Here is an 18,108-nt window from a genome sequence, read left to right as displayed (position 1 = left end):
GATGCTCTACCAACTGAGCTAATGGCTCATACTCACCAACGTCATATTTTCGTGACGACAAGATGTATCATAACATGTATTCTGTATTTATTGCAATACTTTTTTCGTTTTTTTATAAAAGAATAAGAAAAAACTCATGCGGACATGAGTTTTTTCTAAACACTATTAATTAAGCTTCGTATACGTTACGAACAATATTTGTTTGGTTACGATCTGGTCCAACTGAGAACATAGATATTTGAATTCCTGTTAACTCAGAAACACGTTCTACGTATTTTCGTGCATTTTCAGGAAGTTCATCTAATGATTTTACACCAGTAATATCTTCTTCCCAACCTGGAAGCTCTTCATATACAGGCTCACATTTTGCTAAAATGTTTAAGTTAGCTGGAACTTCATCAATAACTTCACCATTGTATTTGTAAGCAACACAAATTTTAAGAGTTGGAATACCTGTTAAAACGTCGATAGAATTTAATGATAGATCCGTTAAACCACTAACACGACGTGCATGTCTTACAACAACGCTATCGAACCAACCTACGCGGCGTGGACGACCAGTTGTCGTTCCATACTCGCGACCAACTTCACGAATTTGATGACCAATTTCATCATGAAGCTCAGTAGGGAATGGACCATCACCAACGCGGCTTGTATATGCTTTACATACACCTACAACGCGAGTAACTTTCGCAGGACCAACTCCAGTTCCAACTGTTACACCACCAGCAATTGGGTTAGAAGATGTAACGAACGGGTACGTACCGTGGTCAATATCAAGCATAACACCTTGCGCACCTTCAAATAATACACGGTGATTATTATCTAATGCATCATTTAATACAACAGATGTATCACATACATATTGCGCGATTTGTTGCCCGTACTCGAAGTACTCTTCGAAAATTTCTTCTACAGTGAAACCTTCTGTATCGTACATTTTTTCAAATAAACGATTTTTTTCTACTAAATTGCGCTCAAGCTTCTCTTTAAATGCTTCACGGTCTAAAAGATCAGCCATACGAATACCAATACGAGCAGCTTTATCCATATATGCAGGACCGATACCTTTTTTCGTTGTACCGATTTTGTTATCACCTTTACTTGCTTCTTCTAACTCATCTTGCTTTAAGTGGTAAGGTAAAATAACATGTGCACGGTTACTTACACGTAAATTATCAGTACTTACACCACGATCGTGTAAGTATTTTAACTCTTCAAGTAATGCTTTTGGATCTACTACTAATCCGTTTCCGATTACACAAATTTTCTCTTTATAGAAAATACCAGATGGAATTAAGTGTAATTTATATTTAACTCCGCCGAAAACAATTGTATGTCCCGCGTTATTTCCACCTTGATATCTTGCAACTACTTCCGCATGCTCAGAAAGAAAATCAGTGATTTTACCTTTTCCTTCATCGCCCCATTGTGTTCCTACAACTACTACTGAAGACATTATTAAAGCACCTCCGCAATTTTCAAACGATCTATTCAAACAATATAATTGTACCAAAACCGAAAGAGAAGTCAACCGAAAAGCGAACATTTTTTCACAAAAAAACATTTTCGTTCGTAAGAATTATACATTTAACTTATGAAAGCCTTATCTTTCTTATAAAAAAAAAGAAACACATCTTATTATAAGAAATGTGTTTCTTTTTTATACTGCCTTTATGCCGGTGGAGCATGTCCATCCTCAAAACGACGTTCTAAGTTAACGAACTTATTGAACTCTTTGACGAATGCAAGTTCCACTGAACCTACTGGACCGTTACGCTGTTTTGCAATAATAATTTCAATTGTATTTTTATTTTCCGTTTCTCGATCATAGTAGTCTTCACGATATAGGAAAGCTACAATATCAGCATCCTGCTCAATACTTCCAGATTCACGAATATCAGACATCATCGGGCGTTTATCTTGACGAGATTCTACACCACGAGATAACTGTGATAGAGCAATAACAGGTACTTGCAATTCACGTGCAATCCCTTTTAAGGTACGAGAAATCTCAGATACTTCCTGCTGACGGTTTTCTCCTGATTTCCCACTTCCTTGAATAAGCTGCAAATAGTCAATCAAAATCATACCAAGACCTTGTTCTTGCTTTAATCTACGACATTTTGCTCGAATCTCATTTACTTTAATACCTGGCGTATCATCAATATATATACCAGCATTTGAGAGACTCCCCATTGCCATTGTTAATTTTGCCCAATCATCGGAAGTTAATGAACCAGTACGAAGTCTTTGTGCATCAATATTTCCTTCTGCACAAAGCATACGCATAACAAGCTGATCAGCACCCATCTCCAAACTAAAAATCGCTACATTTTCATCCGTTTTCGTCGCTACGTTTTGTGCAATATTTAATGAAAATGCCGTTTTCCCTACTGATGGACGTGCTGCCACGATAATTAAATCATTTCGTTGGAAACCTGCTGTCATCTTATCTAATTCAGTAAACCCAGTTGGTATCCCAGTAACTTCACCCTTTTGATTATGCAAAAGTTCAATTTTGTCATAAGCATCTACAAGAACATCTTTAATGTTTTGGAATGCTTTTGCATTCGTTTGATGGGATACTTCTAATATTTTTTTCTCAGCCTCATTTAAAAGACCATCCACATCATCTTCTCTCTCGTATCCATCCGATACAATATGAGTCGCCGTGCGAATTAAACGACGTAAAAGCGCCTTTTCAGCGATGATGCGTGCGTAATATTCTACGTTAGCTGCAGTTGGCACAACTTCTGCTAACTCTGCTAAGTAAGAAACCCCACCAACTTCTTCTAGTAATCCTTGATCAGCCATTGCTGATGTCATCATTACTAAGTCGATCGGCTCTCCCTTATCAGATAGCCCAAGCATGACTTCAAAAATCTTTTGATGTTTCGTTCGATAGAACGAATCAGGTACCAATAACTCTGATGCTGAAGTTAACGCATCTTGATCAATCAATATGGCCCCTAAAACCGCCTGCTCAGCCTCTATATTATGCGGAGGGGTACGATCAGCAAGTACATCACTCATACGCAATCCTCCTTGCTTAATTTATTTTTATTGTTCACTAACATGAACTTTTACTGTTGCTGTTACTTGTGGATGCAATTTCACAGTAACGTTTGTATAACCTAACGCGCGGATTGCATCGTCCATTTCAAATTTACGTTTATCAAGCTTAATCTTGTGTGATTTTTGCATTGCATCTACGATTTGTTTGCTTGTGATAGAACCAAATAAACGGCCACCTTCTCCAGATTTTGCCTTTAATTCTACAGTTAATTTCTCTAAAGTCTCTTTTAACTCTTTTGCATTTTCAAGCTCTGCTGCTGCATCTTTTTCTTCTTTACGCTTTTGAGCTTCTAAAGTTTTCATACTGCTATTTGTTGCTTCAGCAGCTAATCCTTGTTTTAATAAGAAGTTATTTGCATAGCCATCTGGTACGTTTTTTACTTCTCCTTTTTTACCTTTACCTTTTACGTCTTTTAGAAAAATTACTTTCATGATTGTGTGCCTCCCTGTAAATAGTCATCAATAACAAATCGAAGCTTCTCCTCAGCTTCATCTACTGTAACATTTTTCATCTGTGTGGCTGCATTCGTCAAATGCCCGCCACCGCCTAAGTTTTCCATAATTAGCTGCACATTCACTTCACCTAAAGACCTGCTGCTAATTCCAATGAGGTTCTCGCCACGTTTCGCAACAACAAATGATGCAATAATCCCTGTCATCGTTAATAACGTGTCTGCCGATTGCGCAATAAGCACTTGATCGTAGTAATCATCACTATCAACTTTAGCAATCGCAATTCCATTTTTATAAATGTACGCATTTTTTATAGCTTTTGCAACCCGTAAATACTGATCCATATCTTCCTTTAAAAGTTCTTGTACAAGTACAGTATCTGCACCATGCGAGCGTAAATAAGAAGCAGCATCAAATGTACGAGCCCCTGTCCGGAATGTGAAACTTTTCGTGTCGACAATAATACCCGCTAACAATGCCGTCGCTTCTAACATTGTCATCTTTAAATTTTTAGGTTGATACTCAAGTAATTCTGTAACCAATTCTGCTGTTGAAGAAGCATATGGTTCCATATAAACTAGCAATGGGTCTTCAATAAAATCTTCTCCACGGCGATGATGATCAATAACTACTACATTTTCAATTTTACGTAACAGTTTTTGCTCCATCACCATCGAAGGTTTATGCGTATCGACAACAACAAGTAACGACTCATCATTTGCAAATTCCATCGCTTGCTCTGGAGTAATAAAACGAGACCATAACTCCTCATTTTGTTTCACTTTGTCCATCAAACGCTTAATTCCTTTATCGGAATCATTTTCATCTAACACAATATATCCTTTACGCTCATTTAATTGAGCTACTTTTAAAATACCAATCGCAGCACCAATTGCGTCCATATCGGGAGCCCTATGCCCCATAATAATGACATTACTACTTTCTAATACTAAATCCTTTAACGCATGCGAAATGACCCTAGCGCGTACACGGGTACGTTTTTCAACCGGATTTGTCTTACCTCCATAGAACTTAACTTTACCTGTCGCTTGTTTAATAGCTACTTGGTCTCCCCCACGCCCAAGCGCAAGATCTAAACCAGATTGAGCCATTGCTCCAAGCTCTGATAAAGGTAAATCACCTGATCCGACACCCACACTTAATGTAAGTGGTATATTCCTTTTAGATGTTTCTTCACGCACCTGATCTAAAATGCTAAATTTCCCTTTCTCCATCTGCGTCAAAATACTTTCATTTAGCACAACGAAGAATCTTTCTGAAGATGCACGTTTTAAATACGCACCATACTTAAGTGCCCATTCATTTAGTCGCGATGTCACAAGACTTGTTATATTCGTACGTAATTGATCATCTAATCCTTGTGTAACTTCATCATAATTATCCAAATAGATGACAGCTAAAACAGTCCTTTGATCCTCGTACATCTTTTCGATTTCTGTTTGTTCCGTTACATCAAAGAAATAAATTAACTTTTCTTCTTTCCTTACAAAAACGCGAAACTTTCGATTATTTAAAGAGACTATATCATCAGAAGTTTCTCCTTTAATGAAAAGAAGTAATGTTTCTGATACATCGTAAAGGTGCCATCCAGCTAATGCATGCTGTCCCAGACATGAAGATAAATAAGGATTTGCCCAATCAATCCCATAATCCTTATTGTATAACAAAATACCAATCGGCATCTGGTTAAATGCTTCATTACTCACTTTCTTTACCCTTGTAATCATATCTGTCGTATGCTTTTCGAAATTCCTTTGAAAATTAAGTTCAAATCGTATAACGATAAAGAATACGATACAAAAAATGACAAAAGCAGCTATCCCCATAATTAAATGAAAATAACAGAGAATTGAAATGAGCACAAACACAAAAAATGCCAATACATAAACAGGATATAAAAACCACTGTTTCTTATCAAATTCAGGCATGTATACAACTCCTATAAAGTAAAACTAACTCACCTTCCAGTTAGTTAAACAGATTAAAATAGTATAAGGAATATTATTTTATCCCCCTATTTTAGAACGCAATGAAATCCCTAAGTCAATTATACCTAAGATTGTCACAAGAGGAAACAGCATCGGAATAAACATGCATGCAATAAAACTAATAATAGGAACCCCTTTAGTAAAACCTTTTCTATACGCTAAAAAGGCGATAAATGTCAGACCTTGCAGTACAAGCAATAGTGCAAATATGACATTTAGGTTAGAAAATACCATATGTAAATATGATGTTGGTTCTACTTTTATAAAAGTTGCTAACAAAATAAATATAACGTAATACCAAATGATACTCTTTGGTAATTGTATATCTTTAAATTTAGGCCAAGATATAACGTCATGTTTTAACTTTTTCAAAACACTACCTGATATTATCACTGTAATCCAAGAAAAACATACTGAAACTAGCACAAGTATACTCGGAAGTAACGATTGTAATATATCATTCATTTGTGCAAGTAACTCTTTTTGTTCCTTACTAATCGGCATACCTGTAGCACTTACTATCTTTTCGCTTTTCGCCATACTTTCACTAAATATACTTTGCATTTGCTTCATTATATCTATGTTGAAAAACTTTATACTCGCAACATAAATAAGTACAAAACCAATTAATTATGCAAGCGTCCCAGCTATTAAGATTTCCACTGGCTTTTTTCTTGTTTTATACATATATCCTAAAACAATCCCTATCAATCCAAACATAATTATCTTCACTAAATTCATCGGTTGACTCACAATAATAGTAACAAAAAGTGCCGCTACAAAAACCACGAGCACATTAGATAGTTTATGTCTTATCATTAATAGTATAAATGGTAACGGCAACGCAAAAGTTACAACTGTACCCAAAATCGGAACATACATAGATATAAACAATAACATTACATATATAGTCAACAACGCGGCACCTTCAGTAATAAATCTTGCTTGTTTCACATTTTAACCTCTCTTTCAAAAAAGAAAAGCATAGCAAAATGCACAGTAGAGTCCGACTCTACTGTGCATTTCATACGCTATTATTCACCAACATATGGTAAAAGTGCCATTTGACGAGCACGTTTAATTGCAACTGTAAGTTTGCGTTGGTATTTCGCGCTTGTTCCTGTTACACGACGAGGTAAAATTTTACCACGCTCAGAAACGAAACGTTTTAATAAATCAACATCTTTATAGTCAATGCGAGTGATGCCGTTAGCTGTGAAGAAACACACCTTACGACGTTTCGCACGTCCACCTTTGCGTCCTGCCATGTCTATTTCCCTCCATTCTTTGTTAAAACTAACAAATTTACTGTATTAGAACGGTAAATCGTCGTCGGAAATGTCGATCGGTTGACCTACATTTGAAAATGGATCGTCATTCTTCGTAAATCCAGAGTTACCTTGGTTACCTGAATTACTAGATTGACCAAATGGGTTAGAGCCTTGGTTACCGAAACCAGCTCCTGATGGTTGCTGATTAAATGAACCACGTTGCTCCCCACCGCCATTACGCGGCTCTAAAAATTGCACGCTTTCCGCAAGAACTTCTGTTACGTATACACGTTTACCATCTTGTCCCTCGTAATTACGAGTTTGAAGACGTCCATCTACGCCTGCTAAGCTACCTTTTTTTAAATAATTTGCTACGTTTTCTGCTTGTTTACGCCATATTACACAATTAATAAAGTCAGCTTCACGCTCACCTTGTTGATTGGCAAATGCGCGATTCACAGCTAACGTAAAAGTAGCTACTGCAACACCATTGGGCGTGTAACGTAAGTCAGGGTCCTTAGTTAAACGACCAACGAGGATAACACGATTCATCAATCGAACCACTCTCCCTTATATATCAATTATTTTTCTTCTTCTTTAACAACGATATGACGAAGGATGTCTTCGTTGATCTTAGCTAAACGGTCGAATTCATTAATCGCTTCTGCGTTAGATTTCACGTTTAAGATCATGTAGAAACCTTCACGTAAGTCGTTGATTTCGTAAGCTAAACGACGCTTACCCCACTCTTTCGTGTTAATGATTTCTGCACCATTGTTTGTTAAAACACCTGCAAAACGTTCAACTAAAGCTTTTTGAGCTTCTTCTTCAACGCCAGGACGAATGATGTACATAATTTCGTACTTTCTCATTACACTTTCACCTCCTTTTGGTCTAAACGGCCCGTAATGGGCAAGGAGCAATTAATTTATAGTAATTACTCACGAGTTTAGATTATATCATAGTAAGTTATATGAATCAACTCACCAATACATAAAAAACTTGGCAAACATATAATATATTTGCCAAGCTCATATCTTTATTTTTCCTAGGAAATATTAAATTAAACGTTAAAACGGAAGTGCATAACATCTCCGTCTTTTACGATATATTCTTTTCCTTCTAAACGTACTTTTCCAGCTTCTTTTGCAGCTGTCATAGAACCGTTTGTCATTAAGTCATCGTAAGAAACTGTTTCTGCACGAATAAATCCACGCTCAAAGTCTGTATGAATAACACCAGCACATTGCGGTGCCTTCATTCCTTGTTTAAATGTCCAAGCACGTACTTCTTGAACGCCAGCTGTAAAGTAAGTAGCAAGTCCTAATAGGTCATATGCTGCACGAATTAATTGATCTAAACCAGACTCTTCAATTCCTAATTCTTCAAGGAATACTTTTTTCTCTTCTTCGTCTAATTCAGCGATTTCTGATTCGATTTTTGCACATACAACGATTACTTGAGAATTTTCATTTGCTGCAAATTCTTTTACCATTTGTACGTATTTATTTTCCGAAGGATCGATAACATCGTCTTCACTTACATTCGCTACGTATAACATTTCTTTTGTTGTAAGTAAATGAAGGCCTTTAACAACCTTCATCTGCTCTTCTGTAAATTCAACAGTACGAGCCGGTTTTCCCTCTTCAAAAGCTTCTTTTAAACGAACTAAAATTTCATGCTCATATACTGCTTCTTTATCTTTTTGTCTTGCTAATTTCGCAACACGCTCGATACGCTTATCAACAGACTCTAAGTCCGCTAAAATTAGCTCTAAATTGATTGTTTCAATATCATCAATTGGATCTACTTTCCCTGAAACGTGCGTAATATTTTCGTCTTCAAAACAACGAACAACTTGGCAAATTGCATCTACTTGACGAATGTGAGATAAGAATTTATTTCCTAAACCTTCACCTTTACTAGCACCTTTTACAATACCTGCAATATCAGTAAACTCGAATACAGTCGGAACAGTCTTTTTCGGTTCTACTAATTCCGTTAATTTATTTAAACGCTCATCTGGTACTTCTACAATCCCTACGTTTGGATCAATTGTACAGAATGGATAGTTCGCAGATTCTGCTCCTGCTTGTGTAATTGCATTAAATAAAGTGGACTTCCCTACGTTAGGTAATCCAACAATCCCAGCCGTTAATCCCATATTTTTCACTCCTATGTCTCAATCTTTCATCATTATAGATAGTAACGAAAAAAATGACAAGTTTCCGCCAAACGAAAAAAAGTAACAGTTACCTACTGTAACTGTTACTCTCCCTCTATTCTTCGTGCTTCACAAGTATTTTTTTCACCTTACGATCAAACTCTCTTCGAGGAATCATTACTGAATGGTCACACCCCTCGCACTTAATGCGGATATCCATTCCCATACGAATAATTTTCCAACGATTCTCGCCACATGGATGGGCTTTCTTCATTTCCACAACATCATACAAGTTATATTCCTTTTGCTCCACTCTCCAAACTCCTCTCCATACTAAATTGCTTTTCCACTAACTAATTCTTCACGATTATATAAAACCATACGTGGATATGGAATTTCAATTCCATGTAAATCAAGACGATTTTTAATCTCTTTACGAAGTGCCCTTGCAATAACTGCATGTTGCATCGGTTCTACTTCAGCAATAACACGTAATATAACTTCTGATGCAGCTAATGTTTGCACACCTAATAATTGAGGTGTTGTTACCATTTTTTCGTACTTTGAAGGTAATTCTACTAATAAATCTTCAATAACTTGCTCTGCTTTCGCAATATCAGCCTCATATGAAATAGATACATCAACAAACGCTACACTATTACTAACTGAGTAGTTAGTAACTTGAACAATACTTCCATTTGGTAAAGTATGAATTTCACCTGTCCAACTCTTTACTTTCGTTGTACGAAGTCCAATTTCTAAAACGACTCCTTCAAATTGACCGATTTTAACATAATCGCCAACCGAAAACTGATCTTCTAACAAAATAAATAAACCTGTAATAACATCTTTCACTAAACTTTGAGCACCAAATCCGACTGCTAAACCAATTACCCCAGCACCCGCTAATAAACCTGATGCATTAATATCAAACACACCTAAAATAGCAATTAGCATAATGAACATAACAACGTACGCTACAATATTTTCAAGTAATTTCGCTACTGTAACTGTACGACGTTCTGAAATTTGAATTGGAGAACGACTTCCCATGCGAAACGCATTTCGTACAACCGCTCTTGCAATTCGCACAACAACTGCACCAATTGTTAAAATAATACATATTTTTAATGTCGCAACTCCAATATGAGCCCAACGATCAGCATCTAATAAATACTGTTTCATAGAATTAAACCACTTCGCTAATAAATCCATGTACCTCTACCTCTCTAGCTAAAATTTCTTTTTAGTTACCCTTATTATTGTATCAGAAGTCCCCTAATTGCTGAAAAAATTTTATGATTTTAATCCTATTTTATCCCCGACATCCAGGTATAAAATGGAACGAATATATATATACTAGTACTATTATTTCCGTTTTCATTCACATTTTGCAAAAATTATGCACTTATAACTTTCCATTTTCCTCACCATATAACATATATTGAAAATTTATTAAAAGGATGGGTGCTTCATGAATATTGGAAGTTTTCGCTTACCATTTTTTGAGAAAGAAACTCAAAACGTTATGCACCAAGATCTAGAAGCCTCCGAGATAATCAGTAATTTCTTACTTACCCATATTCCTATTAAAACTAATATACCACTCATTCTCGTTTGTATCGGCACAGATCGCTCTACAGGTGACGCACTCGGCCCATTAGTTGGTACAAAACTTGAACAAATAGACATCCAAAACCTCCAAGTATTCGGTACACTAGATGAGCCAGTACATGCGCTAAATTTAGAAGAGAAAATTCAGAATATACAGAAAGAATATCCTACTGCATTTATAATTGCTGTTGATGCATGTTTAGGAAAGTCCCAAAATATCGGATCAATCACTACTGGAAAGGGACCTAGTAAACCTGGAGCTGCCATGAATAAGAAATTACCTGCAGTTGGTGATTTGCACATACACGGTATCGTCAATCTAAATGGGTTTATGGAGTTTTTCGTTCTTCAAAATACAAGATTAAGTTTAGTCATGAAAATGGCTGATGTAATCGCACAAAGTATAAAAGAGACGGATCAAAAATTATCCGCATTAAAAAAAGCAAACCATCTATAAATAATAAGATGGTTTGCTTTTTAATTTTTCTGTGCTAATAGTTCTAAAATACGATTTAAATCTTCTTTATTAAAAAATTCAATTTCGATTTTACCTTTTTCTTTTTTCGTCTCTTTAATTTTCACATCTGTGCCAAACTTTTCTCTTAAGAACGTTTCACGTTCTACGAAAAATATATTTCGCTCTTTTTTCACTTTTTTTGTTTCACGTGAAACGTGTTGATTAATCTCTTGGACGATTTTCTCTAATTGACGAACATTTAATCCTTCTTTTTCAATGCGTTTCAATAAGGACTTCAATTGTTCTTCATCTTTTATCGTAAGTAAAGTTCTCCCATGCGCCATTGAAAGTTGACCATTTGCAATCATATCTTGTACGAAAGAAGGTAGGCTTAATAACCTAGTATAATTTGCAATGTAAGGTCTGCTTTTACCAAGACGTTTCGCTAATTGTTCTTGCGTTACATTTAGCTCATTCATTAACATCTGGTATGCCATTGCCTCTTCCATAGGATTTAAATCTTCTCGTTGTAAGTTTTCTAACAAAGCAAATTCCATCATTTGCTGTTCAGTTAATTGTCTTACAACCGCAGGTACTTTTTCTAAACCAGCCTCTTTTGCAGCACGAAATCGTCTTTCACCTGCAACAATTTCATATCCTTTAATACTCTTCCTAGCAATTAATGGTTGTAGAATACCGTGTTCCTTAATCGAAATTGCTAATTCCTGAATCGCCTCTTTATTAAAGTGTTTACGCGGTTGATATGGATTCGGCCTTAATTCAGTTACAAGAATCTCCTGAATTGTTTCCTCTTCTTTCACATCTAAATCAGGAAAAAACACATTAATTCCTCTTCCTAATCCTTTAGCCACCTGCAATCACTTCCTCTGCTAAATCTATATATACTTCTGCTCCTCTTGATTTAGCGTCATACTGCATAATAGGTTTCCCATGACTTGGAGCCTCGCTCAAGCGTACATTACGCGGAATAATCGAGCGATATACTTTATCCCTAAAATACTTTTTCACTTCATCTATAACTTGGATCCCTAAATTTGTACGGGCATCCAACATTGTTAACAATACACCTTGAATTGCTAAATTTTTATTTAAATGTTTTTGTACAAGTCGAACTGTATTTAATAGCTGACTTAACCCTTCTAGTGCGTAATATTCACACTGTACAGGAATAATAACAGAATCTGCTGCTGTTAATGCATTAATCGTTAATAACCCTAAAGATGGGGGACAGTCGATAATAATATAGTCATATTCATCACGAACTGGCTGTAATGCTCTTTGCAAACGTACTTCCCGGGAAATAGTCGGTACCAATTCAATTTCAGCACCAGCTAATTGAATTGTAGCGGGTAGAACATCTAAGTTTTCAGTTGCGGTTTTCTGTATAACCCCTTGAACATCTGCATCTTCCACAAGAACGTTGTAAATACATTGATCTAATTCAGATTTTTCAATTCCCACACCAGTCGTTGCATTTCCTTGAGCATCAATATCTACAAGAAGGACTTTTTTACCTACTTGCGCCAATCCAGCCCCTAAATTAACAGATGTTGTTGTTTTTCCAACACCGCCTTTTTGATTAGCAATAGCAATGATTTTTCCCATGATGTCACCTACTTTCAACCTTTCTATCTTATTCTAGTAACAATTACGTTTATTGTAACATGAAATAAAACTTTTTCTTTTACGTCCTTTATTAAACTTCAAAATTTATTTCTAAACTCCTTCTTCATTTAACAAGAAAATATAGTAAAAGAGACCTCTCCAATAGGATAAGGTCTCTAGCACGTCATTATTATTTTTTCTTTGGAATTTTAATTGTAATTTGATAGTACTCATCAAATTCTTCTTCCTCAGAATTAACATTCAAACCACTTTCAGTAACCATTTGTAAAGATTGTCTAATTGTATTCATAGCAATCCTCGTATCTCGACTTACTGCTTTTTGCTTTGCCTTACGCTTCGGTTTCGCTTCCTCTAGTAACTTCGCAATTCGTTCTTCTGTTTGCTTTACATTTAGTTGTTTCTCCACAATTTCCTGTAAAACTTTCAGTTGTAATTCCTCATTTTTTAAAGGAATGAGAGCGCGGGCATGACGTTCTGTAATGCTTTTTTCTAATAATGCACTTTTTATTTCTTCAGGCAACTTTAACAATCGCAACTTATTTGCGATTGTAGATTGTCCTTTTCCAAGTCGTTGTGCCAATGCTTCTTGTGTTAAATTATGTAACTCAATCAGCTTTTGATATGCCACAGCTTCCTCGATTGCCGTTAGTTCCTCACGTTGCAAGTTTTCAATTAAAGCTACAGAAGCTGTCTCTGTATCATTTAAGTTCTTTATAATTGCAGGAACCTTTTCCCAACCTAACTTTGTTGCCGCGCGAAAACGTCTTTCTCCAGCAATAATCTCGTACTTATCATCCTCATATTGCCTTACAACAATTGGCTGAATAAGTCCATGTGTACGAATTGTTAATGCTAGCTCATCAATACGCGCATCATCAAAAACTGTTCTTGGTTGATAACGGTTAGGGGTAATATTTACTATCGGAATTTCTTGTATTTCTTCATATACCTTTTTATCTATCTCTTCATGGCTTTCGTCTTGTAATTCGAATTCGCTCTCTTTATCTCCAAAGCCAAATAAACGAGAAAACGTATTTTTCATACATATTCCACCACCTTTTAGGCCTATTGACTATTCTCCATAAAATGTTTCCTATGAAACATTTACGTTTTCATTTATATAATTTAATCTTACGTCTAATAAGATTTATTTTTCAATAGGTAATTTATTGGGTGTTCCCGGTTTGCGTGGATATTTCTTTGGTGTCTTGCGCTTTTTCTCGATTAATAAAATATTACGTTCACTCTCTTCAAACGGTAATTGGAACGTAGACATCTCTTTTAACTCTCCGCCTAGCACCTCTAAAGCATACTTACCATTTTCAATTTCTTCATTTGCTGCTGCACCTTTCATTGCAATGAATGTTCCTCCAACTTTTACAAACGGTAAACATAGCTCACTTAATACAGAAAGACGCGCAACTGCACGTGCCATTACAATATCGTATGATTCACGTACACCTTCTTTTTTCCCAAACGTTTCAGCACGATCGTGACAAAATGCAACATCACTTAATTCTAACCTTTGTGCTAAGTGATTTAAGAAATTAATACGTTTTTGCAACGAATCTACAATTGTTATTTTTAAATGCGGGAAACAAATTTTTAAAGGAATACTTGGGAATCCAGCACCTGCACCAACATCGCAAATTGAGAATGGTTTTGAAAAATCATAATAAAAAGCAGCAGTAATGGAATCAAAAAAGTGTTTTAAATATACTTCTTCTTTTTCTGTAATAGCCGTTAAGTTCATTTTTTCATTCCACTCTACTAATGTTTCAAAGTAGATTTTGAACTGCTCTAACTGTCTAGAAGAGAGGGTGATTCCCTTCTCTTCTAGCATAGATTGAAATTGTTCTATGTTCATCTAGCAATATCTCCTTACTATTTATTGGTTCGATACGCGTGCAATTTTTCCTTGTTCTATATACACAAGTAAAATGGAAATATCCGCTGGATTTACGCCAGAAATACGTGAAGCCTGCCCCATTGAAAGTGGACGAACATCTTTCAATTTCTGTCTAGCTTCTGAAGCAATGCTAGAAATCGCATCATAATCAATATCTACAGGGATTTTTTTATTCTCCATTTTCTTCATACGCTCTACTTGCTGTAAAGATTTTTCAATATATCCTTCATACTTAATCTGAATTTCAACTTGTTCTTTAACTTCATCACTTAATTCTACTTCACTTGGTACTAAAAGATGAATATGCTCATATGTCATCTCTGGACGACGTAATAAGTCACTTGCACGTATTCCATCTTTCAATTCACTTCCGCCAATATTGCGAATTAATTCTTGAACTTCAGGACGTGGTTTAATAATAATGCTGCTTAAACGTTCCTTTTCCTGTTCAATTTGTAATTTTTTATTTGTAAATCGCTCATAGCGCTCTTCTTTAATTAATCCAATTTTACGACCAACTTCAGTTAAACGAAGATCAGCATTATCGTGGCGTAATAATAGACGGTATTCTGCACGAGACGTTAATAAACGATATGGTTCATTTGTACCTTTCGTTACAAGATCATCAATTAAGACGCCAATATAAGCATCCTCGCGACCTAAAACAACTTCTTCTTTACCTAAAGAACGGCATGCTGCATTAATTCCAGCCATAAGCCCTTGTCCGGCCGCCTCTTCGTAACCAGAAGTTCCATTAATTTGTCCTGCTGTATATAAATTTTTAATCTTTTTCGTTTCAAGTGTTGGCCATAGTTGTGTTGGCACAATTGCATCATATTCAATTGCATAACCTGTACGCATCATTTCTACATTTTCTAGGCCTGGAATTGTTCTAAGCATGTCACGTTGTACATCTTCTGGTAAGCTTGTGGATAAACCTTGTACATATACTTCTTGTGTATTACGCCCTTCTGGCTCTAAGAAAATTTGATGACGTGGTTTATCATTAAATCTTACTACTTTGTCTTCAATAGAAGGACAGTATCTAGGACCTGTTCCTTTAATCATACCAGAATACATAGCTGAACGATGTAAATTTTCATCTATTAAACGGTGTGTTTCTGTACTTGTATATGTCAACCAACATGGAATTTGATCCATAATAAATTTCGTTGTTTCAAAAGAGAACGCACGTGGCTTATCATCACCTGGTTGAATTTCTGTTTTACTGTAGTCAATTGTATTACTGTTTACACGCGGAGGTGTCCCTGTTTTAAATCTAACAAGATCAAATCCAAGCTCCTCTAAATGCTCAGATAATGTAATAGACGGCTGCTGATTATTTGGACCGCTTGAATATTTTAAGTCGCCCATGATAATCTCGCCGCGTAAAAATGTTCCAGTTGTAATTACAACTGTTTTTGCTGTATATTCTGCACCAGCTTGTGTAACTACCCCTTTACATACACCTTCTTCAACAATTAAACGCTCTACCATTCCTTGGAACAACGTTAAGTTTGGTGTTTCTTCAATTGTTTTCTTTAATTCATGTTGGTAAGAGAATTTATCAGCTTGCGCTCGAAGTGCACGTACGGCTGGTCCCTTACCTGTATTTAGCATACGCATTTGAATATGAGTTTTATCAATATTACGTCCCATTTCTCCGCCTAATGCATCAATTTCACGAACAACAATCCCTTTTGCTGGTCCACCAACAGAAGGGTTACATGGCATGAATGCTACCATATCCAAGTTAATTGTTAACATTAATGTTTTTGAGCCCATTCGTGCTGCCGCAAGACCAGCTTCACATCCTGCATGACCTGCACCGATTACTATGACATCGTATGAACCGGCATTGTATCCCATTGTTTATTCCTCCTAATAATCTCTATCTTTCTAAAACTTCACTATATTATTTTCCTAAACAAAATTGAGAGAACAACTGGTCAATTAAGCTTTCATGCACTGTGTCCCCAGTAATTTCACCAAGTATTTCCCACGTTCTTGTTAAATCAATTTGTACCATATCAATTGGTACACCATTTTCAATCGCCTCAACTGCATCACCGATTGTTTTTCCTGCTTGTGTTAATAATCCAATATGTCTCGCATTAGAAACATATGTCATATCTGCAGAATCGATTGTTCCTTCAAAGAATAAATCAGCTATTGCCTTTTCGAGTTCATCTATTCCTTGTTCTTCAATTAAGGATGTTGTAATAACACGATTTCCCGCGGCTAACTCTGTAACACGTTCCATATCAATCGCTTGCGGTAAATCAGTCTTATTCACAATAACAATAAATTCTTTTCCTTGTACCGCACGGAATAGATCTTCATCCTCATTTGTTAAAGCCTCGCTATAGTTTACAACAACTAATACTAAATCCGCTTGGCTCATCATTTCTTTTGAACGTTCCACACCAATTCGTTCAACAACATCTTCTGTCTCCCGAATACCGGCTGTATCTATAAGTTTAAGAGGTACACCACGCACGTTAACGTACTCTTCAATAACATCACGAGTTGTTCCTGCAATATCAGTTACAATTGCCTTTTTCTCCTGAACAAGACTATTTAATAACGATGATTTCCCAACGTTAGGTCTACCGATAATTGCCGTAGCAATACCTTCACGTAAAATTTTCCCTTGTTTTGATGTTTCTAATATTTTTTCGATTTCCGAACGAACATGCGTCGCTTTCTCAATTAAAATATTATGTGTCATCTCTTCTACATCATCGTATTCTGGATAATCTATATTTACCTCAACATGAGCTAATGTTTCTAATATTTCTTGACGCAAAAGACCAATTAATTTAGATAATCGCCCTTCCATTTGATTAATTGCTACATTCATCGCACGATCTGTTTTTGCTCGAATCAAATCCATAACCGCTTCTGCTTGTGATAAATCGATACGTCCATTTAAAAAAGCACGTTTTGTAAATTCGCCCGGTTCTGCCAATCGTACTCCTTGTGCTAGAATAAGTTGCAATACTTTATTTACTGAAACAAGTCCACCGTGACAGTTAATTTCCACTATATTTTCACGTGTAAAAGTCCTTGGTGCGCGCATAATAGACACCATAACTTCTTCAATAACTTGATTTGTATCTAAATCAACAATATGACCATAATGAATAGTGTGAGAAGGAACCTCTGTTAAATCCTTCCCCTTAAAAATACGGCCAACTTTCTCAACCGCATCATCCCCACTTACTCGAACAATGGCAATTGCACCCTCTCCAAGCGCTGTGGAAATCGCAGCAATTGTATCAAATTCCATGTCCTTTCACCTCACTTGCTTATTTATCTCTATTTCAACATGATTATTTCTTTCACTAAATTATTAGGATACCATAACGAACCTATCTACAAAAGAAGAATAACTCATTTTATTATATCCCCATGTAAAAAACACTAAACTTATTCACAGTGGATAAGTTTAGTGTTTTTTAGTTATCCACATCTATTTTTCGCTCAAAAAAACCGGCACTCAT

General features: G+C 36.0%; 17 protein-coding genes and 1 pseudogene. 1 reads left to right on the top strand and 17 read right to left on the bottom strand.

Annotated features, from left to right (window positions below; genetic code table 11):
• Window positions 1–169: 169 nt before the first annotated feature.
• From HMPREF2590_RS03810 to HMPREF2590_RS03760, 11 genes and pseudogenes are all read right to left on the bottom strand, one after another.
• Window positions 170–1,459, bottom strand: a complete 1,290-nt coding sequence (locus tag HMPREF2590_RS03810) for an adenylosuccinate synthase (RefSeq protein ID WP_000100238.1) — start codon at window positions 1,457–1,459, stop codon at window positions 170–172.
• Window positions 1,460–1,674: 215 nt separating this feature from the next.
• Window positions 1,675–3,036, bottom strand: a complete 1,362-nt coding sequence (dnaB, locus tag HMPREF2590_RS03805; protein ID WP_001286148.1) for a replicative DNA helicase — start codon at window positions 3,034–3,036, stop codon at window positions 1,675–1,677.
• 27 nt (window positions 3,037–3,063) lie between these two features.
• Window positions 3,064–3,510 carry a 50S ribosomal protein L9 gene (gene rplI / locus HMPREF2590_RS03800; RefSeq protein ID WP_000864228.1) on the bottom strand — a complete coding sequence of 149 codons (447 nt, stop codon included), beginning with the start codon at window positions 3,508–3,510 and terminating at the stop codon, window positions 3,064–3,066.
• Window positions 3,507–5,480, bottom strand: a complete 1,974-nt coding sequence (locus HMPREF2590_RS03795; RefSeq protein ID WP_001113789.1) for a DHH family phosphoesterase — start codon at window positions 5,478–5,480, stop codon at window positions 3,507–3,509. Before HMPREF2590_RS03795 ends, rplI begins: the two co-directional genes overlap by 4 nt.
• Window positions 5,481–5,558: 78 nt before the next feature.
• Window positions 5,559–6,494: pseudogene (locus HMPREF2590_RS03790) on the bottom strand (YybS family protein).
• Window positions 6,495–6,574: 80 nt separating this feature from the next.
• On the bottom strand, window positions 6,575–6,808 hold the full coding sequence (rpsR, locus tag HMPREF2590_RS03785; protein WP_000918873.1) for a 30S ribosomal protein S18: 234 nt from the start codon (window positions 6,806–6,808) through the stop codon (window positions 6,575–6,577).
• Between the two features lie 45 nt (window positions 6,809–6,853).
• On the bottom strand, window positions 6,854–7,366 hold the full coding sequence (ssb, locus tag HMPREF2590_RS03780; protein ID WP_000981966.1) for a single-stranded DNA-binding protein: 513 nt from the start codon (window positions 7,364–7,366) through the stop codon (window positions 6,854–6,856).
• Between the two features lie 26 nt (window positions 7,367–7,392).
• Complete coding sequence (rpsF, locus tag HMPREF2590_RS03775) at window positions 7,393–7,683, bottom strand: 30S ribosomal protein S6 (RefSeq protein ID WP_001233778.1); 291 nt, start codon at window positions 7,681–7,683, stop codon at window positions 7,393–7,395.
• A 191-nt stretch (window positions 7,684–7,874) separates the two neighbouring features.
• The gene (ychF, locus tag HMPREF2590_RS03770; protein WP_000524672.1) at window positions 7,875–8,975 is read right to left on the bottom strand and encodes a redox-regulated ATPase YchF; all 1,101 of its coding nucleotides are present in this window, start codon (window positions 8,973–8,975) and stop codon (window positions 7,875–7,877) included.
• Between the two features lie 115 nt (window positions 8,976–9,090).
• Window positions 9,091–9,288, bottom strand: a complete 198-nt coding sequence (locus tag HMPREF2590_RS03765; RefSeq protein ID WP_000435485.1) for a DUF951 domain-containing protein — start codon at window positions 9,286–9,288, stop codon at window positions 9,091–9,093.
• Between the two features lie 20 nt (window positions 9,289–9,308).
• Complete coding sequence (locus HMPREF2590_RS03760; protein ID WP_000364815.1) at window positions 9,309–10,190, bottom strand: mechanosensitive ion channel family protein; 882 nt, start codon at window positions 10,188–10,190, stop codon at window positions 9,309–9,311.
• Window positions 10,191–10,449: 259 nt separating this feature from the next.
• On the opposite strand from HMPREF2590_RS03760, the gene yyaC reads away from it, so the two are divergent.
• Window positions 10,450–11,046, top strand: coding sequence for a spore protease YyaC (gene yyaC / locus HMPREF2590_RS03755; protein ID WP_001020715.1), 597 nt, complete (start codon window positions 10,450–10,452; stop codon window positions 11,044–11,046).
• A gap of 20 nt (window positions 11,047–11,066) precedes the next feature.
• On the opposite strand, the gene spo0J is transcribed toward yyaC, so the two are convergent.
• The 6 genes from spo0J to mnmE form a co-directional block, all read right to left on the bottom strand.
• Window positions 11,067–11,918 carry a stage 0 sporulation protein Spo0J gene (gene spo0J / locus HMPREF2590_RS03750; protein ID WP_001051832.1) on the bottom strand — a complete coding sequence of 284 codons (852 nt, stop codon included), beginning with the start codon at window positions 11,916–11,918 and terminating at the stop codon, window positions 11,067–11,069.
• Window positions 11,911–12,672, bottom strand: coding sequence for a sporulation initiation inhibitor protein Soj (soj, locus tag HMPREF2590_RS03745; RefSeq protein WP_000516114.1), 762 nt, complete (start codon window positions 12,670–12,672; stop codon window positions 11,911–11,913). The genes spo0J and soj overlap by 8 nt, the downstream gene beginning before the upstream one ends.
• Window positions 12,673–12,862: 190 nt before the next feature.
• The gene (gene noc / locus HMPREF2590_RS03740; protein WP_000799016.1) at window positions 12,863–13,735 is read right to left on the bottom strand and encodes a nucleoid occlusion protein; all 873 of its coding nucleotides are present in this window, start codon (window positions 13,733–13,735) and stop codon (window positions 12,863–12,865) included.
• Window positions 13,736–13,840: 105 nt separating this feature from the next.
• Entirely contained in the window at window positions 13,841–14,560 is a 720-nt protein-coding gene (rsmG, locus tag HMPREF2590_RS03735; protein WP_001019626.1) for a 16S rRNA (guanine(527)-N(7))-methyltransferase RsmG, read from the bottom strand.
• A gap of 21 nt (window positions 14,561–14,581) precedes the next feature.
• Entirely contained in the window at window positions 14,582–16,471 is a 1,890-nt protein-coding gene (mnmG, locus tag HMPREF2590_RS03730) for a tRNA uridine-5-carboxymethylaminomethyl(34) synthesis enzyme MnmG (RefSeq protein ID WP_000541055.1), read from the bottom strand.
• 46 nt (window positions 16,472–16,517) lie between these two features.
• Window positions 16,518–17,894 carry a tRNA uridine-5-carboxymethylaminomethyl(34) synthesis GTPase MnmE gene (gene mnmE, locus HMPREF2590_RS03725; RefSeq protein ID WP_000393763.1) on the bottom strand — a complete coding sequence of 459 codons (1,377 nt, stop codon included), beginning with the start codon at window positions 17,892–17,894 and terminating at the stop codon, window positions 16,518–16,520.
• Window positions 17,895–18,108 lie beyond the last annotated feature (214 nt).

Origin of the sequence: Bacillus sp. HMSC036E02 (genome assembly GCF_001836235.1) — a bacterium.
GTDB classification, from domain to species: Bacteria; Bacillota; Bacilli; order Bacillales; family Bacillaceae_G; genus Bacillus_A; species Bacillus_A cereus.
This window is presented reverse-complemented; position numbering and strand designations above follow the sequence as displayed.